Source organism: Streptomyces sp. NPDC028722 (genome assembly GCF_040637655.1).
In the GTDB taxonomy this organism is placed as follows: domain Bacteria; phylum Actinomycetota; class Actinomycetes; order Streptomycetales; family Streptomycetaceae; genus Streptomyces.
In genome coordinates this window covers 34963-58426 of the sequence record NZ_JBEZWU010000014.1, presented here as the reverse complement: position 1 = coordinate 58426, position 23464 = coordinate 34963, and the positions used below count along the sequence as shown (strand labels likewise).

General features: G+C 75.0%; 21 protein-coding genes, 1 tRNA gene and 1 pseudogene. 11 read left to right on the top strand and 12 right to left on the bottom strand.

The window, feature by feature from the left end; translation table 11 throughout:
• Positions 1-334: 334 nt before the first annotated feature.
• The gene (gene selD / locus AB0F03_RS21785) at positions 335-1348 is read right to left on the bottom strand and encodes a selenide, water dikinase SelD (protein ID WP_361994382.1); all 1014 of its coding nucleotides are present in this window, start codon (positions 1346-1348) and stop codon (positions 335-337) included.
• A 37-nt stretch (positions 1349-1385) separates the two neighbouring features.
• Here selD and AB0F03_RS21780 point away from each other — a divergent pair.
• Positions 1386-1478: transfer RNA gene (locus tag AB0F03_RS21780), tRNA-Sec, on the top strand.
• Positions 1479-1513: 35 nt separating this feature from the next.
• On the opposite strand, the pseudogene AB0F03_RS21775 reads toward AB0F03_RS21780, so the two are convergent.
• Together AB0F03_RS21775 and selA are read right to left on the bottom strand one after the other, a co-directional pair.
• Positions 1514-3250, bottom strand: a pseudogene (locus tag AB0F03_RS21775) (SelB C-terminal domain-containing protein); the annotation flags it as partial.
• A complete protein-coding gene (gene selA, locus AB0F03_RS21770; RefSeq protein ID WP_361994379.1) occupies positions 3250-4716 on the bottom strand; it encodes an L-seryl-tRNA(Sec) selenium transferase in 1467 nt (488 codons plus the stop codon). The pseudogene AB0F03_RS21775 and the gene selA, both read right to left, overlap by 1 nt.
• 135 nt (positions 4717-4851) lie before the next feature.
• Here selA and AB0F03_RS21765 point away from each other — a divergent pair, with 135 nt between their 5' ends.
• Positions 4852-5202 carry a hypothetical protein gene (locus AB0F03_RS21765; RefSeq protein ID WP_361994376.1) on the top strand — a complete coding sequence of 117 codons (351 nt, stop codon included), beginning with the start codon at positions 4852-4854 and terminating at the stop codon, positions 5200-5202.
• 27 nt (positions 5203-5229) lie between these two features.
• Here AB0F03_RS21765 and AB0F03_RS21760 read toward each other — a convergent pair whose 3' ends face one another.
• From AB0F03_RS21760 to AB0F03_RS21750, 3 genes are all read right to left on the bottom strand, one after another.
• On the bottom strand, positions 5230-6258 hold the full coding sequence (locus AB0F03_RS21760) for an MASE1 domain-containing protein (protein WP_361994374.1): 1029 nt from the start codon (positions 6256-6258) through the stop codon (positions 5230-5232).
• A 143-nt stretch (positions 6259-6401) separates the two neighbouring features.
• Positions 6402-7265, bottom strand: coding sequence for a PP2C family protein-serine/threonine phosphatase (locus AB0F03_RS21755; protein WP_361994371.1), 864 nt, complete (start codon positions 7263-7265; stop codon positions 6402-6404).
• A 164-nt stretch (positions 7266-7429) separates the two neighbouring features.
• Positions 7430-7750 (bottom strand): hypothetical protein, encoded by a 321-nt coding sequence (locus tag AB0F03_RS21750; RefSeq protein ID WP_361994369.1) that lies wholly within the window; start codon positions 7748-7750, stop codon positions 7430-7432.
• 268 nt (positions 7751-8018) lie between these two features.
• Here AB0F03_RS21750 and AB0F03_RS21745 point away from each other — a divergent pair, with 268 nt between their 5' ends.
• Positions 8019-8333 carry a hypothetical protein gene (locus AB0F03_RS21745; RefSeq protein WP_361994366.1) on the top strand — a complete coding sequence of 105 codons (315 nt, stop codon included), beginning with the start codon at positions 8019-8021 and terminating at the stop codon, positions 8331-8333.
• Positions 8334-8469: 136 nt separating this feature from the next.
• On the opposite strand, the gene AB0F03_RS21740 is transcribed toward AB0F03_RS21745, so the two are convergent.
• On the bottom strand, positions 8470-9162 hold the full coding sequence (locus AB0F03_RS21740) for an alpha/beta hydrolase (protein ID WP_361994363.1): 693 nt from the start codon (positions 9160-9162) through the stop codon (positions 8470-8472).
• A gap of 138 nt (positions 9163-9300) precedes the next feature.
• On the opposite strand from AB0F03_RS21740, the gene AB0F03_RS21735 reads away from it, so the two are divergent.
• Entirely contained in the window at positions 9301-10752 is a 1452-nt protein-coding gene (locus AB0F03_RS21735) for a glyceraldehyde-3-phosphate dehydrogenase (protein ID WP_361994360.1), read from the top strand.
• A gap of 71 nt (positions 10753-10823) precedes the next feature.
• Here AB0F03_RS21735 and AB0F03_RS21730 read toward each other — a convergent pair whose 3' ends face one another.
• The 4 genes from AB0F03_RS21730 to AB0F03_RS21715 form a co-directional block, all read right to left on the bottom strand.
• The gene (locus AB0F03_RS21730; RefSeq protein ID WP_361994357.1) at positions 10824-12770 is read right to left on the bottom strand and encodes a collagenase; all 1947 of its coding nucleotides are present in this window, start codon (positions 12768-12770) and stop codon (positions 10824-10826) included.
• A 288-nt stretch (positions 12771-13058) separates the two neighbouring features.
• Positions 13059-14009 (bottom strand): LysR family transcriptional regulator, encoded by a 951-nt coding sequence (locus AB0F03_RS21725; protein WP_361994354.1) that lies wholly within the window; start codon positions 14007-14009, stop codon positions 13059-13061.
• Between the two features lie 409 nt (positions 14010-14418).
• Positions 14419-15084 (bottom strand): class F sortase, encoded by a 666-nt coding sequence (locus tag AB0F03_RS21720; RefSeq protein ID WP_361994351.1) that lies wholly within the window; start codon positions 15082-15084, stop codon positions 14419-14421.
• A 144-nt stretch (positions 15085-15228) separates the two neighbouring features.
• Positions 15229-15858, bottom strand: a complete 630-nt coding sequence (locus AB0F03_RS21715; RefSeq protein WP_361994348.1) for a hypothetical protein — start codon at positions 15856-15858, stop codon at positions 15229-15231.
• A 201-nt stretch (positions 15859-16059) separates the two neighbouring features.
• On the opposite strand from AB0F03_RS21715, the gene AB0F03_RS21710 reads away from it, so the two are divergent.
• The 6 genes from AB0F03_RS21710 (at position 16060) to AB0F03_RS21685 (ending at position 21059) form a co-directional block, all read left to right on the top strand.
• On the top strand, positions 16060-16362 hold the full coding sequence (locus tag AB0F03_RS21710) for a hypothetical protein (RefSeq protein WP_361994346.1): 303 nt from the start codon (positions 16060-16062) through the stop codon (positions 16360-16362).
• A gap of 82 nt (positions 16363-16444) precedes the next feature.
• A complete protein-coding gene (locus AB0F03_RS21705) occupies positions 16445-17323 on the top strand; it encodes a hypothetical protein (RefSeq protein WP_361994343.1) in 879 nt (292 codons plus the stop codon).
• 505 nt (positions 17324-17828) lie between these two features.
• A complete protein-coding gene (locus AB0F03_RS21700) occupies positions 17829-18665 on the top strand; it encodes a fructosamine kinase family protein (RefSeq protein ID WP_361994723.1) in 837 nt (278 codons plus the stop codon).
• Between the two features lie 253 nt (positions 18666-18918).
• Positions 18919-19110, top strand: coding sequence for a putative ATP-grasp-modified RiPP (gene tgmA / locus AB0F03_RS21695; protein WP_361994340.1), 192 nt, complete (start codon positions 18919-18921; stop codon positions 19108-19110).
• 18 nt (positions 19111-19128) lie between these two features.
• Positions 19129-20112, top strand: coding sequence for an ATP-grasp ribosomal peptide maturase (gene tgmB, locus AB0F03_RS21690; protein ID WP_361994338.1), 984 nt, complete (start codon positions 19129-19131; stop codon positions 20110-20112).
• A 35-nt stretch (positions 20113-20147) separates the two neighbouring features.
• The gene (locus AB0F03_RS21685) at positions 20148-21059 is read left to right on the top strand and encodes a Gfo/Idh/MocA family oxidoreductase (RefSeq protein WP_361994335.1); all 912 of its coding nucleotides are present in this window, start codon (positions 20148-20150) and stop codon (positions 21057-21059) included.
• A gap of 122 nt (positions 21060-21181) precedes the next feature.
• Here AB0F03_RS21685 and AB0F03_RS21680 read toward each other — a convergent pair whose 3' ends face one another.
• Entirely contained in the window at positions 21182-22087 is a 906-nt protein-coding gene (locus AB0F03_RS21680; protein WP_361994332.1) for a GNAT family N-acetyltransferase, read from the bottom strand.
• A gap of 247 nt (positions 22088-22334) precedes the next feature.
• Here AB0F03_RS21680 and AB0F03_RS21675 point away from each other — a divergent pair, with 247 nt between their 5' ends.
• Positions 22335-23444 (top strand): PP2C family protein-serine/threonine phosphatase, encoded by a 1110-nt coding sequence (locus AB0F03_RS21675; protein ID WP_361994330.1) that lies wholly within the window; start codon positions 22335-22337, stop codon positions 23442-23444.
• Positions 23445-23464 lie beyond the last annotated feature (20 nt).

Here is a 23464-nt window from a genome sequence, read left to right as displayed (position 1 = left end):
CAACACTTCCGGCCCGGGAAAACAACTCGCGCACCGCAGGTGTGAGGATCGCGAAGCGGGGTATCCGGATAGTTTTCGCCCGGATCTGCGGGTGCGCGCCGGAGATGCGTCGGCCTCTCTCACCAGGGTCGCCGGAGGCCCGCCGCCGTCAGGTCCCGGCCGGATATCGCCGTCCGTCGTGCCCTGCCGTCGGGCGGGCGGACCGGCGCGGGACCGTCACCCCGGGCGACGCCCGACCCACCGCAGTGAGCAGCGTCACCCGAGCATGGCGTCATCCGAGCACGATGTCACCCGCGCACCACGTCACCCGCGCACCACGTCACCTGCCGCGACTTCACCTGAGCACGATCGACCGGCTCCCGAGCGGCACCAGCTCCCCCACCACCGGCGCCCCGGGCACCTCCCCGGCGACGAGCAGCCCGCCGGAGGTCTGCGCGTCGGCGAGCAGCAGCCGGGTGTCCTCGTCGGCGTCCCCGAAGTCGGTGTGCGGCGCGACCCACTCCAGGTTGCGCCGGGTGCCGCCGCTGACGTACCCGTCCCGTACGGCCTCCCGGGCGCCGTCCAGGTACGGGACGGCGGCGGTGTCGATCACGGCGGTGACCCCGGAGGCCCTGGCCAGCTTGTGCAGATGGCCCAGGAGACCGAAGCCGGTGACATCGGTCGCGCAGACGGCCCCCGCGGCCAGGGCGGCCTCGGAGGCGTCCCGGTTGAGCGCCGTCATCGTGGCGACGGCCTGCTCGAACCGCTCACCGGTGGCCTTGTGCCGGTTGTTCAGCACGCCGAGGCCGAGCGGCTTGGTCAGCGACAGCGGCACCCCCGGGCGGCCGGCGTCGTTGCGCAGCAGCCGCCCGGGGTCGGCGATGCCGGTGACGGCCATGCCGTACTTCGGCTCGGGGTCGTCCACGCTGTGCCCGCCGCCGACGTGGCAGCCGGCCTCGGTGGCGATGTCGAGGCCGCCGCGCAGCACCTCACGGGCGAGGTCGAAGGGGAGCCGGTCGCGCGGCCAGGCCAGCAGGTTGACGGCGAGCACGGGCCGGCCGCCCATCGCGTACACGTCGGACAGGGCGTTGGCGGCGGCGATGCGGCCCCAGTCGTAGGGGTCGTCCACGACCGGGGTGAAGAAGTCGGCCGTGCACACCAGGGCGCTCCCCCGGTGACCGACCACGGCCGCGTCGTCGCCGGTGGCGAGCCCGACGAGCAGCGGGGTGTCGCCGCCGGCCGGCGGTGCCGCGGTCAGTCCCGCGATCACGTCCTCCAGTTCACCGGGCGGGATCTTGCAGGCGCAGCCGCCTCCGTGGGCGAACTGGGTGAGCCGTACGGGCGCCCGGTGCGTCGGTGTCGGTGTCATACCGGTGATCTCCTGGGGCAGTAGCCTGTCGAGCGGTGGAGGCGTGTGGGTGCCTGGTGGCCCTCCCGGTCCTCAAAACCGAGGTGCCCGAGGATCTCGGGCAGGCGGGTTCGATTCCCGTCCGCCTCCGTCCCCCGCCGGAGCCCGGCATCGCCGGCGCCGGTCGTCGACGCGCTCGGTCCAGCCTCCGGCGTCCAGGAACTCCAGCAGCGGTACGGCCACCCGGCGGGTGGTGTCCAGGGCGCGGCGGGCCTCGCTGAGCGTGAACGGCTGCGGCAGAGGGGCCAGGACGGCGGCGGCCCCCGCGTCCGCGCCGGGCAGCAGCACGATCCCGTCGGCGATGCGCAGCAGCGCCCCGGCTGCCGCCGCGGCGGCCAGCGCCCGCCGGTCGAGCCCCAGTTCGGCCAGCCGCCCGGCCTCGGGCGCGCGGAACGGCGTACGGGCGAGGTCCCGGCGTACGGCGTCCACGGCCGCCCGGACCGGCCCGGGCAGGGCGGGCCCGGGACGGTCGGCGGGGTACAGCCGGCCCTGGTGGGCCCGGACCCGGGGCTGGGCCGCGGCCAGCGCGTCGACGAGGGCCCGGTCGGGAAGGCCGAGCAACCGGCGGGCCGCCTCGGCGGGCAGGCCGGGCTCCAGCGGGTGCGCGCGGGCGTGCCGGCCGGTCTCCTCGGCCAGCCTGACCGCGAGGGCCTGCCAGTGCGCCGGGTCGGCCAGCCAGTCCCCGGCGACGGGGTCGCCGGGCGCCGGGATGCCCATCGCCCGCAGGTCGGCGCGCCGGACCAGCTTGCGGCGGCGCAGCTCGGCAGCGCCGTCGGGGCGGCCGGTCATGGTGTCCAGCTCGGCCGCGCGGGCGCGGCCGGCGCCGCGCCGGGCCAGCCGGGGCGGCCGTACGTCGAGGACCGTCACCCCGCAGGGCGGACGGCCGCCGCCCGGTTCCCGCAGCACGGCGCGGTCACCGGCCCGCAGGGGCAGCCCCCGGCCGAGGGTGAGCCGGGCGGTGTCCGGGCCGAGCGGGCGGACGGTCACCGGCACGGCCGCCGTCCCGATGTGCAGGGTGACGCCCCGGGGCAGCTCGGCCACCGGCTCCCCGGTGACCCGGACGTCGATCACCTCGGCACGCAGCCAGCGGTCCGGGGTCAGCAGGACCTCGCCGCGGCGCAGGGTGCCGGCGCCCGGACCGTGCACGTTGACGGCGACACGGGCCACCGCGCCGACGGCCGTCCGCTCCTCGTGCAGGCTCTGGAGGCCGCGGACCCGCAGCACGGCCGGCCCGTCCCCGGTGACCAGCCGGTCGCCGACGCGCAGGGTGCCGGCCCCGAGCGTGCCGGTCACCACGGTGCCGTGGCCGCGGACGGTGAACGCCCGGTCGAGCCACAGGCGGACGTCGGCTCCGGTGTCGGGTACGGGCAGCCGGCCGGCCAGGGCGGCCAGCTCGGCCCGCAGATCGTCCAGCCCGGCCCCGGTGACCGCGCTGACGGCGACCGCCGGGGCCTTGCCGAGGGAGGTCGCGGCCAGGCGTTCGACCGCGTCGGCACGCACCGGTTCCGGGTCGGCGAGGTCGCTGCGGGTCACCGCGAGGACGGCGTGCCGGACGCCGAGCGCGTCCAGGACGGCGAGGTGTTCGGCGGACTGCGGCTGCCAGCCCTGGTCGGCGGCGACCACGAACAGCACGGCGGGCACGGGCCCGGCACCGGCCAGCATGGTCGGTACGAAGCGCTCGTGCCCGGGTACGTCGACGAAGGCGAGGGCCTCCTCCCCGACGCGGGTCCACACGAAGCCCAGGTCCAGGGTCAGTCCGCGGCGGCGCTCCTCCTCGTACCGGTCGGGCTCCATCCCGGTGAGCGCCCGGACCAGCGCGGACTTGCCGTGGTCGACATGGCCGGCGGTGGCGAGGACCCGCATCACCGCCCTCCTTCCACGGCGGCCCGGGCCGCCCGTACGGCCTCCGCCAGGCGTGCGTCGTCCTGCGGGGGCACCGCCCGTAGGTCCAGCAGGCAGCGGCCGCCCTCCAGGCGCCCGACGACCGGGTCCCGGCCGGTGCGCAGTACGGCGGCGTACGGCGCGGGCAGGGACAGTGCCGCGCTGGGCAGGGTGACGCCGGGGGCGCCTCCGCCGCCGACCGTGGCGGCGCTGTCGACGGGTCGCGCGTCGATTCCGCCGGCGGACAGGTCCGCGGCGAGGCGGGCGGCGCGGGCCCCGAGGAGGGCCGGGTCGGCTGTGAGGGCGAGGGCGGTCGGGGTGGGCGGTCCGGTGAGGGTGGCCTCCAGGGCGGCCAGGGTCAGTTTGTCGACGCGGAGCGCGCGGGCCAGGGGATGCCGGGCCAGCGCGCCGACCAGGTCCTCCCGGCCCAGCAGGAGCCCGCACTGGGGGCCGCCTAGCAGTTTGTCGCCGCTGGCGGTGACGAGGGCGGCACCCGCGCGCAGCTGGGTGTCGGCGTCGGGTTCCGCGGGCAGGGCGGGGTGCGGCGCGAGCAGGCCGGAGCCGATGTCGACGACGACGGGAACCCCGAGCCCTGTCAGGTCGGTGACCTCGGCGGACCGGGTGAACCCGGTGATGCGGAAGTTGGACGGGTGCACCTTGAGCACGAAGCCCGTGTCGGGGCCCACGGCGGCGGCGTAGTCGGCGGGGGCCGTGCGGTTGGTCGTACCCACCTCGCGGAGCCGGGCCCCGGTCGAGACGAGCAGGTCGGGCAGGCGGAATCCGTCGCCGATCTCCACCATCTCGCCCCGGCTGACGATGATCTCCTTGCCGGCCGCGAGGGCGGTGGCGGCCAGCACGAGCGCGGCGGCTCCGTTGTTGACGACGTGCGCGGCTGCGGCGGCCGGCACGCCCGCCCGCAGCGCGGCGAGCGTGGAACGCCCCCGGCGGGCACGCACCCCGGTGGCCAGGTCGAGTTCGACGTCCGTGGGCCCGGCGGCCTCCGCGACCGCCTGCCGGGCCGCGGCCGACAGCGGGGCGCGCCCCAGGTTGGTGTGGAGCAGCACCCCGGTGGCGTTGATCACCGGCCGCAGACCGCCCGCGCTCCCCGGCAGCAGGCCCAGGGCCGTCTCCGGCACCAGCTCCACCGGCACGTTCCCCTCCCGGGCGCGCTGCTGCGCCTGCCGGACAGCGGCCTTCACCAGCCCGACACCGAGCCGCTCCACGGCCGCGGCCAGCCGGGGCTCCCGCAGCAGTACATCGGTACGGGGAACCCGGCGCCGCACGTCTTCGGCGCCGGGACGGGAGGCGGGAGCGGTACGCCTGGTGGGGGCGGGCGGTGGCGAGGGCCGGCTCGCGGGTGCGGGGGTCGGCGGGGGCGGGCCGGCCGGGGTGGGCGAGGGCCTCGTGCCGGCCTCGTCCGGCCTTTCCGTCACCGGCCGTTGTTCCATGCCGCCTCTGTTCCTCCCGGCCGGGCCCCGTGCCCGTGCCGGCTCTCTCCATCGTCTCCCAGTGCCCCCGGGCGGCCGGTCGACACGCCGGGGACGGACGTTGGCGGCGGCCGTCCCACGGGTACTCGGCGCCGTATGAGGAACGACGACCGTGACCGACAGGACGAGAAGGCGACGGCGGCCGAGCGGGCCGCGCGCCGGCAGCTCGAGGCGGACCGCGAGCGCGCCTCCGCCGAACCGTTCGACTACCCGTATCCGGAGCGCAGGGCGGGGGTAAGGGCGCGGCGCCACATCAGCGAGGCGGCGGCCGCCGCGGACACCCCGCCGGGGATCCCCGGGGGCTACGGCACGACCAGTGGCGGCCGGCCCGGCGCCACCGGCGCCGCGCACCCGCCGGTCCGCTCCCGCCAGGACCCCGGGGCGGCGGAGCCGGCCGTGGAGCCGGACAGTGGGGACGAAGGGCCGGTGCACCGCTCGGAGGACTGAGGCCGGCCGGCAGGCGCCGGACCGCGCTCACGGTGCCTCGGACCGGCGGTCCCGGTCGTCGACGGTACCGCTCGGCCCGTTCTGCGGCTTCGGTGGCGGGGCCTCGCCCGCGGTGAGGTGTTCCAGTACCTCGACCAGCTCCTGGCAGGCCCGCTCGACCGAGCGCCGCGTGTTGCGCTGCTCGATGATCAAGGCGGACAGCAGCAGCGCGGTGAGGGCCGTGGCACCGTTGAACGCCTGGAGCTTGACCAGGACCTCGATCCGGCTCAGCCCCGCGAACGCCCCCGCCTCGTCGGTCGCGGCGAGGGTGGCCACCACGGAGGTCAGCAGCGCGCACATGACGCTGCCCGCCAGCTGGAACCGCAGGGCGGCCCAGATGATGAGCGGGTAGACGAGGAAGAGCAGGCTGTTCGAGCTGTAGGCCGCCAGCGGTACGAGCGCGCAGGCGGCGAGGAGCAGCGCGGTCGCCTCCTTCCACCGGCCGAGCGGCAACCGCCGGCGGCCGCCGTGCAGCAGGAGCAGCAGGAGCGGGGTGACGATCAGGACACCCATCGCGTCGCCCACCCACCACGCGAGCCAGACGATCCAGAAGCTGTGACCGGCCAGGCTGCCCGCCAGCACGAGGAGGCCGACGCCGATGGTCGCGCTGATCAGCATGGCGGTCAGCGCGCCGAGGAACACCAGGGCGAGTCCGTCGCGCAAGCGGCTGAGGTCGGTGCGGAAGCCGGCCCGGCGCAGCAGGAGCGCCGCGCACACGGGTGCGGCGGTGTTGCCGAGGAGCACGCCGAGCACCGCGGGGCCGGGCGTGGTGAGGGACAGGACCGCGAAGAAGGCGCCGAGTGTGACGCCGGGCCAGCAGCCCGGTCCGAGGAGCAGCAGGGCCGCGACGGCGACGCCGGTCGGCGGCCAGATGGGGGTGACGACGGCTCCTTCGACCGTGAGATCGCGCAGCAGGCCCAGCTGTGCCGCCGCGTAGTAGCAGCCGGCGACGCCCAGAATCCGGACGGCCCGGCCGGCCGGCCAGCGCGGCTCCTCGATACCCACCACACCAGCCATCTCACACCGGCGGTCCCGGCTCGGCGAGGCGGGAGCGGGCCCGGTCCGCCTCTATGGCTGACAGAGGACCGGCTCAGTCGCCGCGCCCGTGAGCCGCCGGGCCGCGGCGCCCTCGCAGGCGACGGCATGCCGGGCCCGCCCCCTCACCACGTCACGGCATGCCCGGCCGGCCTCCGTCCCGGGGTGGTGCTCGGGGCCTCCAGGCCCACGACGAGGACGGCGGCGTCGTCCTCGTGGCCGACGCTCTCGGCGCCCTTGATCACGGCCGCGGCGAGCGCGCGGGCCTCCAGGCCGGCGACAGCGGCGATGCCCGCAAGGCGTACCACCTGGTGGAGACCGTCCTCCAGGTCCAGCGACGGCCCTTCCACGACCCCGTCGGTGACCAGGACGAACACTCCGCCGGTAGTGAGCCGGTGCCTGGTCACCGGGTACTCGACGCCCCGCTCGATGCCGAGCGGCGGGCCGCCCCGGTCGTCGACGACGCCGGACTTGCCGTCGGCCGTGGCCCAGACGAAGGGGATGTGCCCGGCCCGAGCGCTCTCCAGCACGCCGGTGGCCGGGTCGAGCCGCATGAAGGTGCAGGTGGCGAACAGGTCGCCGCCCAGGGAGAGCAGCAGGTCGTTGGTGCGGGCCAGGAGTTCGCCCGGCTCGCCGGTGACGGAGGCGAGGGCCCGCAGTCCGGCCCTGACCTGGCCCATGAAGGCGGCGGCCTCGATGTTGTGTCCCTGGACGTCGCCGATCGACAGGCCGATCCGGCCGTCGGGCAGGGTGAAGGCGTCGTACCAGTCGCCGCCCACGTGGAGGCCGATGTTGGCCGGCGCGTACCGCACCGCCAGGTGGAGACCGGGTGCGGTGGGCAGGTCCCGGGGCAGCATGCCGCGCTGGAGGGCGATGGCCAGCTCGACCTGGGTGCGCTGGAGCTCCGCGCGCCGACGCGCCTGGGCGGTGAGCGAACCGAGTCTGGCCAGCAGCTCGTCGCCTTCGTCCGTGGAGCGTTTGCGGGGCATCGATCACTTCCGCCGGGGCGGTGGCGCGCGGCCGACCGGCCGGCCGCCTGGATGTTCGACGAACCCCTAGATTTTACCCGTACGGGCTCATCGTGCCCCGGCGACGGCCCTCGGACCGGCACCGCGCTACCGCCCCCGCCCCCCGCCCCCACTCCCGGTCCTCGTCAGCGGACCTCGGAGTCGATACCGGTGATGATCGCCGGCCCGAGCGGCGCGTTCCCCTCGTCCAGGCCGGCGTCCCGGAGCGCGGAGTCCGCGAGCCGGCGCGCCTCCTCCTCGGCGTGCGGGCCGGTGTCCGCCTCGACGGTCAGGCGGAGGGTGAAGGTGTTGTCCTCGTTGAGGCTGAGCACGTCGAGGTCCTCGGCGTTGCCCATCCGTGTGCCGTGCGGGTCGGCGGGCCGCAGCGCCCGGGCCAGCCGGGTACGGGCATCGTCACCGATCCCGCTGGTGAAGGTGCCGGGCACGCTGATCACGTAGGTCGTCATGAGACGGTCCTTTCCTTCCTCGGGCGTCTCGCCTACCCCGATCCACGGCCTTCGCACAGCCGGTCCCCCGAAAGGAGGCCGGTCCGGCCGCGTTCACCCGGGCGTGGCCGGGCCAGCGGGCGTACCGCGGTGGGGGCGCGGATTCCGGTCCGCCGTCACCCGGACGGTGGACGTGCCCGTGTCGGCTGCTGCGCCGCGTGGGTACGAAGTGGCAGATTACGGGTGCGTCCCCGGTCCGCTCCCTCATCCCTCGTCGAAGGACACCACCATGCGCCTGTGCCGTCCGCTCGCCGCCGTGCTCGGCGGTCTCACCCTCGCCCTCACCGCCGCCGGTCCGGCGCTCGCCGTCGACGGCACGTTCACCTGGGTCGGTCCGCACGGCAAGGCGTACGCCATCAGCGACCCGCCGGGCCACCGGTGTTTCGACATGGCCCAGGAAGCGCGCGGCGCGCACAACGGGACGAAGAAGCCGCTGGTCGTCTACACCCGGAAGAAGTGCAAGGGGACGGCGCTGCGGCTCGCCCCCGGCCGGTCGGCGCGCGCCGGCGCACACTTCGCCAGCGTCGTCTTCGACCCGCGCTGACCCCGCCGCCCTGACCGCGCCGCGCCGGTGCCCTGACCCCTCTGCCGGCCCGGGGCGCGCCGCCGTCCCGGGGCGCGCCGCCGTCCCGAGCGGCGCCGCCTTCCTGGCCCGCGCCGCGACGGTTCTCCGGGGCTGTTCAGATCCAGCCGTCGAGCGCCCCCATGAAGCCCTCGAAGTCGTCCCGGTACAGCGTGTGGCCGGCGCCTTCGACGGTCCGGATCTCGAAGCCCCGCCGGACCAGCTCGGCGTCCAGGCCGGCGCGGTGGAGTTCGCCCGCGCCGGCCAGCAGCACCAGCGAGGGCACCACCGGGCGGGCCGGTGTCCGGCCGACCGCGTAGATGCCGGGCAGGACGGCCGCCGTGGCGGGGTCCCAGGCGGCCAGTGCGGCCAGCTCGACGTCCACGTCCACGTCGTCCCAGCGCGGATTGAGGTTCCGGATCATGGAACGGCCGGCGGTCTTGAACGCCGCGAAGTAGGCCGAGGCCGCGACCAGTTTCTCGCGCACCTCCCAGGCGGGGTCGCAGTAGACGGCCCGGGCGGGCGCCAGCCGTTCCACGGCGCCGGCCAGGACCATGGCCCCTAGCGAGTGGCCCATCGCCAGCTCCGCTCCCGCGGGGAGGGTCTCCACGAGGTCGTCGGCCCAGTGCTCGGGGCTGTACGTACCCCGGCCGCTCGCACCGTGGCCGCGCAGGTCCACGGCGATGACGCGGTACCCCTTGTCCGCCAGGACGGGTGCGACCCGGTGCCAGGTGCGGTGGTCGGACATGATCCCGTGCACCAGCACGGCGATCCGGTCGCCGGTCCCCCACTCGTGCGTGTGCAGCCTCATCGGCGGCCCCTTCCCCGTCGGACCTCATCGGACCCGGTCGGATCATGTCATCGCGGGCCGGGCCGTATCCACCCCCGCAGAGACCCCGAAAAGGGTGTGGTTATCATATGAGCGCTGCCTAGCTCGAAAGATGGATCTGTGACTGTCAACGACGACTCGTTCACCAACTGGAAGATCCGCGAGGAGATCGCGGAGTCGATGATCCCGCTCATCGGGAAGCTGCACCGCGAGCGGGACGTGACCGTCCTGCTGCACAGCCGCTCCCTGGTGAACAAGTCGGTGGTCAGCATCCTCAAGACTCACCGCTTCGCCCGCCAGATCGCCGGCGCGGAGCTGTCGGTCACCGAGACGATGCCGTTCCTCCAGGCACTGACCGCCCTCGACCTCGGGCCGTCACAGATCGACCTCGGCATGCTGGCCACCCTGTACCAGGCCGACGAGCGCGGCCTGAGCGTGGCGGAGTTCACCGCCGAGGCCGTCGCCGGTGCCACCGGCGCCGACCGGGTCGAGCGCCGCGAGCCGCGCGACGTCGTCCTGTACGGTTTCGGCCGCATCGGCCGGCTCGTCGCCCGTCTGCTGATCGAGAAGTCGGGCTCCGGCAACGGCCTGCGACTGCGCGCCATCGTCGTGCGCGGCGGCGGGCGGGGCACCGGGGACCTCGTCAAGCGCGCCTCGCTGCTGCGCCGGGACTCCATCCACGGCCAGTTCCAGGGCACGATCACGGTGGACGAGGACAGCAGCACGATCGTCGCCAACGGCAACGAGATCAAGGTGATCTACGCCGACGATCCGTCACACCTGGACTACACCGAGTACGGCATCCGCGACGCCATCCTCATCGACAACACCGGCAACTGGCGCGACCGCGAGGGCCTGTCCAAGCATCTGCGCCCCGGCATCGAGAAGGTCGTGCTGACCGCGCCGGGCAAGGGCGACGTCCCGAACATCGTGCACGGCGTCAACCACGACACGATCAAGCCCGACGAGCAGATCCTGTCCTGCGCCTCCTGCACCACCAACGCGATCGTGCCGCCGCTGAAGGCGATGGACGACGAGTACGGAGTGCTGCGCGGGCACGTGGAGACCGTCCACTCGTTCACCAACGACCAGAACCTGCTGGACAATTACCACAAGTCCGAGCGCCGTGGCCGCTCCGCGCCGCTCAACATGGTGATCACCGAGACGGGTGCCGCCTCCGCCGTCGCCAAGGCGCTGCCGGACCTGAAGGCGAAGATCAGCGGCAGCTCGATCCGGGTGCCGGTGCCGGACGTCTCCATCGCGATCCTCAACCTCCAGCTGGCCCGCGAGGCCACCCGTGAGGAGGTCCATGACTACCTGCGCGAGGTGTCGCTGACCTCGCCGCTGAAGCGGCAGATCGACTTCATCACGGCGCCCGACGCGGTCTCCAGCGACTTCATCGGCTCGCGCCACGCCTCGATCGTGGACGCCGGCGCCCTGAAGGTCGACGGCGACAACGCGATCCTCTACCTCTGGTACGACAACGAGTTCGGCTACTCCTGCCAGGTCGTCCGCGTCGTCCAGCACGTGTCGGGCGTGGAGTACCCGACGTACCCGGCCACGGCGGTCTGATCCCCCGCGCCCCGCGTACGCGTACCGCCCCCGGCCGGGATCCCCGGCCGGGGGCGGTCGTGTGCGTGCGGTCAGGCCACGGCCGGCCGCGCGCAGGCGCCCGCGGCGCACGCGGTGAGCCACTGGTCGAAGTCGGCGTCGTAGCGGGTGCCGATGCCGTCGTGGTAGACCGCGTAGCCGCCGGCGTAGTCACCGACGCGGAAGCGGGCGAGCATGCGCTGGACGTCGTCGGGGTGCCTCTCGAGCATGTAGCGCACGGCGAGGTAGCCCCACGGGTAGGTGCGGGTGACGTCGCTGTTGTTGTAGGTGCTGCCGAACAGGGTGCTCAGCCGGTACGTGTGCTTGCCGGCCTCCTGGACCGCCTGGTCGTCGGCCAGGCCCCGGTAGCTGTACGAGACGTACTCGGCGAGGCCCTCGATCCACCACACGTCCGGCACCGAGATCTGCCGGCCGAAGTCGCCCAGCATGTCGTCGCGGGCGTCCAGGAAGTGCGTGTACTCGTGGTTGAGGTTCCAGATCCGGGCCGCGAAGCCGTCGTCCTGGTCCTTCTGGTACATGATCGACATCGGCTGGTTCGCCGGGTCCGACGGGTCGCCGCCCAGCGTCATGCCGCCGTTGTCGGTGCTGATGCCGTACATGGGCCCGGCGTACGTCTGGTAGTCGGCGCGGCTGGCGAAGACGACGAGCTGGAGCGTGGAGGCGTACTGGCCGGGTATCGCGCCGTCGGCCCGGACGATGCCGCGGAAGTAGGCGTCCTGGTGCAGCACCGCGGCGCAGGCCGCGTCGAGGTCGGCGGCGGTGAGCGCCTGGGCGTGGACGGTGACGTTCGCGTCGCAGTGACGGGTGACGGGCAGGACGGCGCGGGCGAGCTTGTCCGGCAGGCCGCACACGTCGTAGTAGCCGCAGTCGGCGCCGTCGTAGGAGGCGGCCTGCGCGGCCACCGCCACCCACAGTCCGGCCGTCGGGCCGGTGATCGCGGTCCGGTCCAGCAGGTCCTTCACCAACGGCCGTACGGCATTCCGCAGTTCGGGGTGCTCGGTGTAACGGGCCAGGTTCATCCCGGCGTTGGAGTCCAGGAAGGCCAGGGGCGTGCCGAGCCGGTCGGTGTGGGCCAGCGCGAAGTCGTAAAGGGTGCCGGTGATCCGCGGGTCGGCCGCGACCGCCCGTACGTACTCCGGGTTCCAGTTGCCGCGCCACAGCGGCGTGTAGACGTCGTTGACGGCTCTGACCATGCTGTCGACCGGGTCGTACGTGCTGTCGTAGGCGGTCAGCAGCCGCCGGTAGACGGAGAGGTAGCGGCCCTGCTGGTCGGCGCTGTCGGTGAGGATGACGGTCTCGCCGAGGATGTCGCCGTTGGCCGCGGAGACGTCACGGGAGTGGGGGCGGGCGAAGAAGGTGTCCATGCCGGCGGTGACGGCGGTGGTGAGCCGCGGGGTGTACGGGCCCACGTCCCCGGGGTGGTTGAACTGCGCGTAGTAGCCGGCGCGCAGGAAGAGGACCAGCTGGAGCAGGCCGGCGGAGTTGTCGCCGCGGTAGCGCCCGGCGGTGCGCGTGAACGCGTTCGCGACGCTCAGCATCTGGGACTGGCGGAAGACGTCGTACGCGTCCTTGCCCGTCACCGGGAAGAGGGTGTTGACGCAGTCGGCGGTCGCGGCCTTGACGTAGGACACGAGCGCGGTGCCGGTGCGGCTGCCGAAGTCGGCCGGGGTGCAGGAGACGGCCTTCGCCGTGCTCGCGGCCGGCCGGGTGAACGCGGGCTGCTGGGGCCGGAGCCGGGCCGGGCTGAGGCGCCGGGCCTGGACCGCGGGACGCTCGGTGGGGAGGGTGGTCGCGGCGGCGGGTGACGGCACGGTGAGGTGCGCGCGGGCCGGGGGGGCCGTGCCGGGGCGGCCCGGGGGTGCCGCGAGCGCCGGGGTGGACAGCAGGCCGGCCAGGGTCACACAGACGGCGGCCGCGCCGGCCAGCCGCGTGGCCGGACGGCCGGCTCCGCGGCCGGGCAGCGCGAATCGATAGCGCATCGGGATTCCTCCACGAAGGGATGCGCCCCGGTGGGGTGTCGAGGCGTGTGACGCACTGTCTCAGCGCGCCTGTGCCCCAACAATGGCGTGTGACATAGCACATGGCACCGCTCGCTCATAACATCGCGCCGCGCCCCGCCCGTTCACGCCGGGGCCCGTACCGCGAACAGCCGCCCCGGCGTGCTCGCCGCTGTCCGCGAAGGACGACAAGAAGTACACGCGGCGCTCCAGCCTCTGCTGCGCGTGTGTGATGCCCCCTGCCCCCTACGGCGCGCGGTCCCCGTGCGTCTACGCTCCGACGCTCCAGGTGCGGGAGGCCCAGGTGCGCAGGTGCGGGGCCTGGGCGACGAGGTCGCGGTACGCGGCCGTGGCGGACCCCAGCAGCGTCTCCGCCACGGCGTCGCCGACGGTGTCCGGCCGCCACGCGAGGACGTAACGGCACCACAGCGGGGAGCCGGCCAGCGGTTTCACCAGGATGTGCGGGACGGGCCGCAGCGTCGGCTGGACGAGGGAGACGCCGAGTCCGTCGGCGATCATGCTCTGCAACTGGGTCTGGTCGCCGAGGAACTCGTGGACGGTGAGCGGCGTGAAGCCGGCCGCCGTACAGGCGTCGTAGAACACGCCGGGCCAGCCCGCGCCGTCGTCCGGGGTGACGAACCAGGCGTCCTCGGCCAGGTCGGCGAGCTGTACTTGCGCGCACTGCCGGAGCCGGTGCCGGGCGGGCAGGGCGACGAACGTCGGTTCGGTGACGATGCCGCGGTGCCGGACACCGGCCGAGTGCCGCAGTTCCATGCCGGGGTAGTCGGCGGCGATGGCGGCGTCCACCGCACCCTCCTCCAGTAGCTCCACGATCCGCGAGGAGGCGTAGACGCTGGTGACGGCGAGGGACAGTTCCGGCAGCCGGGCGCGGACGCGGGAGACCGTGCCGGACAGCATGGGTGAGTTGGTGGCGGCCACCCGCAGGGTCCGGCGCGGAGGGCCGGCGGCGGTGCGGTGTCCTATCGCGGCGGCCCGGGTGAGCACGTCCCGGGCCTGCTCGACGACCTCGGCGCCGTACCGTGTCGGCCGTACCCCGCTCGGTCCGCGCTCGAAGAGCGGCTCGCCGAGGTGGCGTTCGATGCGCCGCAGCTGGGTGCTCACGGCGGGCTGCGAGTACCCCAGCTGTGCGGCGGCGCGGCCCACGCTGCCCGCGTCCGCTATCGCGCACAGCACGCGCAGGTGCCGCAGCTCCAGCTCCATCGGTCCACTCCCCGTTCGTTCCCGCGGCCGGTCGCACGCCCCGGCCCGCGCCCCGTGCGCGCGGGCGGCGGACCGAAGCGTTCCATGGCGTCCTCCGCGACACAAGCCGCAGGTCCGCCAGGGTGCGCGGGGTCACGCCGGCCGGAGCCGCCCGCTGCGCGGGCGTGCGGGGCTCGGCGTCCTCGGACCGCCTGACCGCACGCCGCACGCCGCACGCCGCACGCCGCACGCCGCACGCCGCTCCGATGATCAGCGCCGTCTTCCTCCGGGAGGCCGGCTTGCCCGGCGGCCCGGCACCCGCGCGCCCCCTGTGACCGCGATCCGTGGTCGTGGGGCCGGAGTCCACCAGGCGGGCCATGGCCGCCCCGGCGCACGGGACGCCGGTGCCGGTGCCGGACGCCCCTCCGGCTCAGACCAGGTGGGCGAAGACGACCAGGTTCTCGGTGTAGTCCCGCACCGAGTGGTCGTACGCCCCGGAACAGGTGATCAGCCGGACCTCGGGGCGGCTGGCGTCCGCGTACACGCGTGAGCTGGGGAAGTCGTCCTTCGGGAAGGACTCGGCGTCGTCCACGACGAAGTCGGCGGTACTCCCGTCGGCCCGCTCCACGGAGAACCGGTCGCCGCGCGTCAGCCGGTCGAGGCCGGCGAAGACCGCCGCGGAGACCGCCGTGTCGACGTGCCCGGCGATGACCGCGGTGCCCTTCTCACCGGGCGAGGCTCCCTTGGCGTACCAGCCGACCAGATTGGTGTCCGCGGCGGGTGGCGGCTCGAGCTGGCCCGAGGCGGCGAGGGACAAGGTGGTGAAGGGGGCGTCGACGGAGATCTTCGGGATGAGCAGGCGGGTCGGCTCGGACCGGGGCAGCGCCTCGCCGACCCGGTGCGGGTCGGCCGGCGCGGCGACCGTCACGCTCGGGGGACGGGGCAGTGCCCCCGGCGTGGGGACCGGCCGCTGGTGACCGCCGAACATGCTGACGGCGAGGACGGCCACCGCCACACCCCACAGCGTCAGCCGCCCGCCGTGGCCGGAACCGTGTTCGTCCGGCGCGGAGGTCGGGGAGGACGAATCTGCTGCCATCGGACACCACCTCACTCGGGCACGGCGGCAAGGGACGCGGGGCTGGGAAGGCACGCGCCGCCGGGACGGCGCCCGGGACCGGGCACGGGCCGCCGGCACGAACGTGCGCCGGCGGCGTCCGCAGCCCCTGGGACGTGCCGTCCCTCAGGACGCCGGCTGGACGGCCTTCTTGCGGCGCAGCGCGTACGCGCCGGCGGCGCCTACGGCCAGGACGGCGATGCCGCCCGCGGTGGCGCCGGGAGCGGCGAGCGCACCGCCGCCGGTGTGCATGCCGCCGCGCGGCTTCTCGTGGTCGTCGCCCCATCCACCCTTGTCGTGACCGCCGCCGCCACCCTTCTCACCGCCGCCTTTCTCTCCCTTGTTTCCCTTGTCTTCCTTGTCGCCCTTGTCTTCCTTGTCGCGGTAGGTCTCGGGGTCGAACCGGCTGTCGTCGCGGTCCGAACCCCAGTCGTCGCCGCGCACCGCGGCGAGTGCTCCGCCACCCGTGTGCATTCCGCCGCGCGGCTCGTCGTGCTCCCGGCCGCCCCCGTGCTTGTTGCCGTAATCCTTGTCCTGATCCCTCCCGGAGTCCTTGTCGTGATCCCCGCCGGAGCCCTTGTCGTGGTCGCTGTCGGAGTCCTTGTCGTGGTCACGGCCGGAGTCGCTGTCGTGCTCCTTGCTGTACGAGGAGTCGTCGTGATCGCCGGCGGGGACGGCGAACGCGGCTCCTGGAGTGGCGAAGGAGAGGGCGGCGGTGGCAGCCGCGGTCGCCAGGAGCATGCGGGCAGAGCGCATAGTGATGTCCTTCCGCCATGGCCGGTCAGCGGATACCACATCAGCTGGGTGGACCCGGCCCTGACATGAACCACCGTCAGCGAGGCCGTCACCTTCCACCATCCGAGCCGTCCAGCCGGGTCACCACGCCACCCGTCTGCCCCAGTACGGCTGCCCCGGGGCCCCCGTACGGGCCAACCGGGGAGGCGGACGCCGCATGCCGTGCAGCACTCCGGGGGCGGGGAGGGTCCCGCGACGGCTGCCGGCCGTGTCGGCCGCCGCCCTGGTGGCCCTGGCCGGCGTCGCGGCCCCGCCCGGGCCGGGCCGCAGCAGGGGATCACCACCGGCCCGGACCGCGCGCTGTGGTTCGCGGAGCAGGGCGCCGGTCGGATCGGGCGGATGGCGGCCGACGGCACGGTCACCGACTTCCCGACCTCCGGCCCGGACGCCGGTCCGGCCGAGATCACCCCGGGGCCGGACGGCGCCATGTGGTTCACCGAGCTGGTTCGCGTGCCGGTCCGGTGACACCCCGCCTCTTGTTATGACAGCCGTCATAACGCAGGCTGGTGCCCGACAGCACGGCAGGCCGACGCGGTGGGAGGAAGCAGTGGCGGACGGAATGGCGCGGGCACTGTGGGAACGGTACGAACCGGTGCACGACCTCGTGTACTTCGCCCCGGAGGCGCACCGGGCGGCGGACGGGCTCGGTCTGCGTGGCTACTGGATGGGCTATTTCGCCCTGCGCGCCGCCCCCCTCGGTGCAGCGCCCCCGTCCGTGGTGACGAGCTGTTTCTACGTCTTCCATCCCGCCCGCGTGGCCCGGGCACTGCCGGACGCCTGGCGGTACGCGGCCCCGGCGGACGTGCTGGCGGCCCGGGAAGAGGCGATGAACGCGGTGATGACCCGCCTGTTCGGGGCGGACACCGTCGGCTCGGCCGACTTCGCCGAGGCCGCGGATCTGGCCTGGGAAGCCGCGACGGCGGCGGACACCACGGGCCGGGTGCTGGCCGCCGCCAACCAGGCGCTGGAGCGCCCGGAGCGGCCCGCCGCCCGCCTGTGGCAGGCTCTGACGACCCTCCGCGAGCACCGGGGCGACTCGCATGTCGCGGTGCTGGTGAGCCTGGGGCTCGGACCGGTCGAGGCCATGGTGCTCAAGGCGGCGGCCGGCGAGTCCGACGGGTCGTTCCTGCGTACGACACGCAAGTGGGAGGAGTCCGACTGGGACGCGGCCGTGGCCCGGCTGCGCGCGTCCGGCCGGCTCGCGGCGGACGGCTCGCTCACGCCCGCGGGGGCCGCGGTACGCGCGGAGACGGAGGCACGCACCGACGCGGCGGCCGAGGGGCCGTGGTCCGCGCTGGGAGCCGAGCGCGCAGGGCGCCTGGCCCGCCTGCTGGAACCGCTGACCGCCACCGTCCTCGGCTCGGGCCTGCTGCCCCCCGGCAATCCGGTGGGGCTGCCCCGCTCGTCGCACCCCGTCGCCGGCTGAGTCCGGCGCGGGCGCGCCCGGTGCCGCACGGGGGCCGGCCGACCGCCCGACACCGTACGGGGGCGGCGAACCGAGCGTCAGGCTCCGTACGGGGGTGGCAGGCCGAGTGTCCGGCGCCGTACAAGGGGCGGGTTGTCAGCCGCCGCTCGGAGCCCCGCCGCACGGAAGTGCGCCTCGGCGGGGCCGGCACCGCCGGGGTGACGTCCCCCGGGCGCGGAGCGGAACCCGCCAGGCCGGGACGTACGGTGGCACCGGTCGGCGGCGCCACCCTCGTCTCACGCTCCCGTCCGCCGGGCGGGAACAGGCGCCGGGCGACGACCGCCCGCGCCCCGGCGGAGCCGATGTCGCCGAGCCGGCGTCCCCCCGGGGCGCCGTCCCCGCCACCCTCGCCTCACGTTCCCCCCGGGTGCGGCCGGGCGGGGACGAGGCCGAAGTGACGCGCGCGTGCGCCCGATTGGGGCCGTACGCTGGGGCCGTGGTCAATCGGGACGAGGGTCCGGGGCAGGTGGCGGCCCGGCTCACCGGGCGCCCGGCCGGCCGGGTGCGCACGACGCCGGGGTCACCGGCCGAGGTGCTGCTGGACGGCGGGACACCGGTGATGGTCAAACGCGGCGACGGCCCGGGGGCCGTGCGCGCCGAGGTGGCGGGACTGCGCTGGCTGGCCGCGGCGGACGCGGTCCGGGTGCCGGCGGTGCTCGGGCACGACGAGGACTGGATGGTGACCGAGCGGGTGGCGACCGGCAGCCCCGGCCCCGAGGCGGCGCTCCGTCTCGGCCGGGCCCTCGCCGCCCTGCACGCGGCCGGCGCGCCCCACCTCGGGGCGCCTCCGCCCGGCGGCCCCGAGGACGCCTACATCGGGGCCGCGCCCCTGCGCAACGCGCCGGGCACCGACTGGCCCCGCTGGTACGCCGAACACCGCGTGCTGCCGTATGTGCGCGGCGCGGTCGACCGGGGCACGCTCCGCCCCGGTGAGGCGGCCCTGTTCGAGCGGGTCTGCGAGCGGCTGCCGGAACTGGCGGGTCCCCCGGAGCCGCCGGCCCGGCTGCACGGCGACCTGTGGAACGGCAACGTGCTGTGGGGCGCGGACGGCGAGGTCCGGCTCATCGACCCGGCCGCGCACGGCGGACACCGGGAGACCGACCTGGCGATGCTCCGGCTGTTCGGCTGCCCCCAGCTGGACCGCATCCTCGCCGGCTACCAGGAGGCGGCCCCACTGGCGGACGGCTGGCGCCAGCGGGTGGGTCTGCACCAGCTCTTCCCGCTCCTCGTGCATGTCGTGCTGTTCGGGCGGTCGTACGCGGAGCGAGCCCTGGAGGTCGCGAGGGAGGCACTCGCGCGCTGACCCGGGCCCCCGTCCGCCCGGTCACGGCCGGCCTCCCCTGCCCGGATGCCGGGTACCCGTACGCCGAGGGGTCACGGGCGTGGGCGAGCCACGGGGGCCGCGGCCACCCGGTCGCGTCGACGGAACAGCACGGTGCCGTCTCCTTGTTCGGGCACGGTCCCGGGCCGCTTCCGGCGCGTGATCACGGAGCGTAAGGAAACCAATCACCCGTTCGACTCGTATAAGGACGTGAAAGCCTAATCAGGGAGAGACGATGCAACCGTTCACGCTCAACTACGCGCGGCCCGCAGTGCAGTTGGACGTCACCACTCCGTACGCGTACGACTCCGGACTGCAATTGAACGTCTTTCCGGACGGGCGCGCGGCTGCCACCGATCACGCCACGTTGAGAGCACTCGGCACCACGACCTCGACCGCCGGTTCCAAGACGCACTTCGACGACTGAACCGCGGGCGTCGAGACGATGACCGTGCTGATCCTGACCAGTGAAGAGGACGTGACGGCGGACATGGTGGTCCTCCGGCTGGGCGAGGCGGGCGTGCCCGTCGTCCGGCTCGACCCCGCCGATCTGACCAACGGCGTGGCGCTGTCGGGCGAGTTCGTCCACGGCGCCTGCCGGGGACACCTGTCCGTCGGCGGGCGGCTGGTCGGCATCGGCGGTCTGCGCTCCGTGTGGGTGCGCAGACCGGGGATTCCCGCGGCCCGCGCCGCCCAGCCGTCGGCCTGGCTGACGGAGGAGTCGTCGCAGGCGCTGTACGGCATGCTGCGCGCCAGTGAGGCCCGCTGGATGAACCACCCGGACGCGGCCCGCCGGGCCCGCCACAAGCCCTGGCAGCTGCGCCTCGCCCAGGGCAGCGGCCTGCCGGTGCCGGCCACGCTGATCACGACGTTCCCGCAGGCGGCGCGGGCGTTCGCGGAGCGCTTCCCGGACCTGGTGGTCAAACCGGTCTCGGGCGCGCATCCGCAGGAGCCGCCGCGGGCGGTGCCGACCAGCCGGGTCGCACCGGACGCCGACTTCACCGCGGTCGCCTTCGGGCCGACGCTGCTGCAACGGCGGATCGCCAAGCGGGCCGACATCAGGCTCACCGCTGTCGGCGGCACGCTGCTGGCCGCGCGCAAGCCCACCGACCCGGACGCCGGGCCCGACGACGTGGACGTCCGCTTCGCCCCGTCGGTCTCCCCCTGGCTGCCCGCCGAGGTGCCGCCGCGCGTCGCCGAGGGCGTGCTGCGCTACCTGCGGGACGCGGAACTGGCCTACGGAGCCTTCGACTTCGCGGAGGACGCGGACGGGATCTGGTGGTTCCTGGAGTGCAACCAGTCCGGCCAGTTCGGGTTCGTGGAGCTGGACACCGGGCAGCCGATCGCCGCCACCATCGCCGCATGGCTCGCTCAGGAGACGGATCCGGGCCGCGGGTGTACGGAGGGCGAACGGAGTACGGCATCTTGAGTTCGCGGGGGACGGCTCGGAGAGAGGAACGCGACATGCGCATCGGACTGCTGGGAACGGGCCCGTGGGCACGGGCGGCCCACGCCCCCGCCCTGGCCGGGCACACCGGCCTGGAGTTCGCCGGGGTGTGGGGGCGCCGGCCGGAGGCGGCCACGGAGCTGGCGGAGCGGTACGACGTGCCCGCCTACGCCGACGTGGACGCCCTGCTGGCCGACGTGGACGCGGTGGCGGTGGCCCTGCCGCCGTCCGTGCAGGCCGGGTTCGCGGTGCGGGCGGCAGCGGCGGGCCGGCATCTGCTGCTCGACAAGCCGCTGGCGCTGTCGGTCGCCGAGGCACGGGCGGTCGCGGACGCGGTGGAGCGGGCCGGGGTGGCTTCGGTGGTGTTCTTCACCGCGCGCTTCCAGAAGGAGCCGGAGGCCTGGATCGAGGAACAGGCGTCGGTGGCGGGCTGGTTCACGGCGCGGGCGCAGTGGCTCGGGGCGGTGTTCACGTCCGACAGCCCGTTCGCGGCGTCGCCGTGGCGGCGGGAGAAGGGCGCCCTGTGGGACGTCGGCCCGCACGCCCTGTCGGTGCTGCTGCCGGTCCTCGGCGACGTACGGCAGGTCGTGGCGGCGGCACACGGTCCGGCGGACACCGTCCATCTGGTCCTCGACCACGCCACGGGCGCGTCGAGCACGCTCACCCTGAGCCTGACGGCCCCGCCCGCGGCGGCCGGGGCCGACGTGGAACTGCGGGGCGAGGCGGGGGTCACCGCTCTGCCGGGGAGTTCCGAGGGGGCGGTTCCCGCGCTGGCCCGGGCCGCCGACGCTCTGGTGCGGGCGGCCCGCACCGGCCGCCCGCACCCGTGCGACGCCGGTTTCGGCCTCCGCGTCACCGAGATCCTGGCGGCGGCGCAGACCCGCCTGTCGCAGGCCCACCCCTCGGAGGGCACCGACCCGGTGTATTGATCACGAGCGTCGTCCGGGTGGACACCTAGGCGGCACCCGGCCGGCCGGGACGGGGACCGGCCGGCGCCTGGGGCACCGTCTCGCGGACGGGCCCCGGCGCGGTCACCGGGCGGCCGGCGGGGTCACCCGGCGCCGGTGGCGTCGTCGGCCCAGTAGTTGACGCGTTCCCGTACGACGGGGTAGCCGGCCGCGGCGAAGTGCGCGGCCATCGGGAGGTTGCCCTGGTCGGTGGCGGCGGCGATGAAGGCGCCCCGTGCGGCGAGGAAGTGGGTGCACTCGGCGAGCAGGTCGTAGGCGTAGCCGTGGCCGCGGTGTTCGGGCACCACTCCGACGAAGCCGACGCACGGCCCGGAAGGGTTGGCCGCCGGGATGTGGATGCCGACCGGATCGCCGCCCGGGGTGCGGGCGACCTGCCACCAGGCGCGCGGGGACGGGAGCCGGCGCAGGCCGTCCAGTTCCTCCTGGGCCGCGTGGTCCACGCCGCCCTCCGCGACGGCCCGGAGGGCGTGCGCGTCGAGGGTCACGGAGTGGATGCGGCGCAGGAGGCCGTGGAAGACGGCGTCGTCGGGTTCGGGGGCGAACCGGAGCCGGCCGGGCCGCTCGGGCAGGCCCAGGTCCGGGGTCCAGCGGTAGAGGAAGCGGTCCACCAGGGGGGTGTAGCCGGCTCGGCGCGCGGCGGTGGCACGCGTGTCGGCAGCGGCCCGTAGGCGTGGGTCGTCGCGCCAGCCGACGGGCAGGTCGAGTTCCAGTTCGGGGGTCTGCCAGGGCGCGGTCCGCAGCAGTTCGGCGCCCGCCGCCTCCTCGCCCTCGGCGACGTCGAACCAGTTGATGACCAGCGGTTCGAGGTCCTCGGGGCGGCCCCACCAGGCGGCGCGGGCCACGGTGCGGCCGTCACGCAGCGCGACGCGCTGCCAGTCGGGGCGGTAGCGGGTGCTCCGGTGCTTCTCGGCCAGAGCGAGCGGGTCGGGCATGGTACGGAACAGGGCGGCACTGCTCGCGTCGAGCGTGCGGATGACCAGGTCGGTCAAGGATTCCTCCGGGATGCGTGCGGGTGCGGCGCTCCCGGTCGGATCAGGCGTGGCACGCCGGCGGCACGGGGAGGGGGGAGCGCTCGATGCTGGTGACCTGCATGATGCTCGCCTCCTTGGTCTGTCCGCCTCGGGCGTGGTGCCCCACAGGCTAGGCGGCCCGCGGGGCGGGCGTCCACGGGTTTTCGGCGCGGTCCGGTGTGCCCGGCGGCGGGCTGCGCCGGCGGGGGCGGCGTAGCGTGGGGATGTGGGAACGGTGCGCGGCTGGCCCTCGCACGGGGACCGGGAGAAGCGCGGCTGGCTGCGGGGCGCGCCACCGCCGTGGTGGGTACGGGTGCTGCCCGTGCTCCTGCTCTCGGCGGTCACCTTCGCCACGCTGGTGACGCCCACCGCGCGTGATGTCGGCTTCCTGCTGGGCGCCATCCCGCCGTTGGCCGTCCTGTCGTACGGCCCGGTGATGACCGGTGTGCTGGGCGTGGGCGTGATCGTCGTGCTGAACGTGCCGGCCACGCATCTGAACCGGCCCGGCAGCACCGACCTGCTCACCATCGTGTTCGTGGCCGCGCTGAGCGTGTTCGTGTCCTTCGTGCGCAGCCACCGGGACGCCCAGCTGGACACGGAGCGGGCCATCGGGGAGGCGGTGCAGCAGGCGGTGCTGCCGCCGCTGCCGGAGCGGGTCGGGCGCGTCGGCTGCGCGGCCTTCTACCGGGCCGCGGAGAACGGCACGCTGGTGGGCGGCGACTTCTTCGACGTCCGGGAGGGGCCGTGCGGTGTGCGCGCGGTGATGGGGGACGTACGGGGGCACGGGCTGGCGGCGGTCGCGACGGTGGTGTCGCTGCTGGGGGCGTTCCGGGAGGCGGCCCTGGACCAGCCGGACCTGGAGTCGGTGGCGGCCCGCATGGACCGCCGGCTGGCGGTGGACTCGGCGGACGTACGGCACGGGGAGCTGTTCGCGACGGCGCTGCTGCTGGAGTTCGCCGGGGGTACGGCCGCGGTGCGGCTGGTGGCGTGCGGTCATCCGGCGCCCGTCCTGCTGCGCGCGGGGCAGGCCCGGGAGGTGGCCGTCGCGCCCGGTCCGCCGCTGGGGATCGGGCTGGTGGGCGTCGGCCCGCCGAAGGAGGTCACGGTGGCGCTCGGTCCGGGTGACCGGCTGTTCCTGGCCTCGGACGGGGTGTGGGAGGCGCGCGACGCCACCGGCACCTTCTATCCGCTGCCCGAGCGGCTGGCCGCGCTGGCCGGTACCCCGTCGGCCGGGCTGCCGGAGGCGGTGTGGGCGGATCTGGCCCGGCGGCACTACGAGGTCCGCGACGACGTCACCATGCTGGTGCTGTCACCCGAGCCGCCGGCGGCGGCCTGACCCGCTCGCGGGCGTCCCGG

Excerpts from the sequence above, each read along its gene's own strand:
- AB0F03_RS21765 (WP_361994376.1), top strand. The coding sequence starts at position 4,852 with ATGAGGAACGACGACCGTGACCGACAGGACGAGAAGGCGACGGCGGCC.
- AB0F03_RS21750 (WP_361994369.1), bottom strand. The coding sequence starts at position 7,750 with ATGACGACCTACGTGATCAGCGTGCCCGGCACCTTCACCAGCGGGATC.
- AB0F03_RS21760 (WP_361994374.1), bottom strand. The coding sequence starts at position 6,258 with ATGGCTGGTGTGGTGGGTATCGAGGAGCCGCGCTGGCCGGCCGGCCGG.
- tgmB (WP_361994338.1), top strand. The coding sequence starts at position 19,129 with ATGACCGTGCTGATCCTGACCAGTGAAGAGGACGTGACGGCGGACATG.
- AB0F03_RS21685 (WP_361994335.1), top strand. The coding sequence starts at position 20,148 with ATGCGCATCGGACTGCTGGGAACGGGCCCGTGGGCACGGGCGGCCCAC.
- AB0F03_RS21740 (WP_361994363.1), bottom strand. The coding sequence starts at position 9,162 with ATGAGGCTGCACACGCACGAGTGGGGGACCGGCGACCGGATCGCCGTG.
- tgmA (WP_361994340.1), top strand. The coding sequence starts at position 18,919 with ATGCAACCGTTCACGCTCAACTACGCGCGGCCCGCAGTGCAGTTGGAC.
- AB0F03_RS21745 (WP_361994366.1), top strand. The coding sequence starts at position 8,019 with ATGCGCCTGTGCCGTCCGCTCGCCGCCGTGCTCGGCGGTCTCACCCTC.
- AB0F03_RS21725 (WP_361994354.1), bottom strand. The coding sequence starts at position 14,009 with ATGGAGCTGGAGCTGCGGCACCTGCGCGTGCTGTGCGCGATAGCGGAC.
- AB0F03_RS21730 (WP_361994357.1), bottom strand. The coding sequence starts at position 12,770 with ATGCGCTATCGATTCGCGCTGCCCGGCCGCGGAGCCGGCCGTCCGGCC.
- selD (WP_361994382.1), bottom strand. The coding sequence starts at position 1,348 with ATGACACCGACACCGACGCACCGGGCGCCCGTACGGCTCACCCAGTTC.
- AB0F03_RS21715 (WP_361994348.1), bottom strand. The coding sequence starts at position 15,858 with ATGCGCTCTGCCCGCATGCTCCTGGCGACCGCGGCTGCCACCGCCGCC.
- AB0F03_RS21720 (WP_361994351.1), bottom strand. The coding sequence starts at position 15,084 with ATGGCAGCAGATTCGTCCTCCCCGACCTCCGCGCCGGACGAACACGGT.
- AB0F03_RS21755 (WP_361994371.1), bottom strand. The coding sequence starts at position 7,265 with ATGCCCCGCAAACGCTCCACGGACGAAGGCGACGAGCTGCTGGCCAGA.
- selA (WP_361994379.1), bottom strand. The coding sequence starts at position 4,716 with ATGGAACAACGGCCGGTGACGGAAAGGCCGGACGAGGCCGGCACGAGG.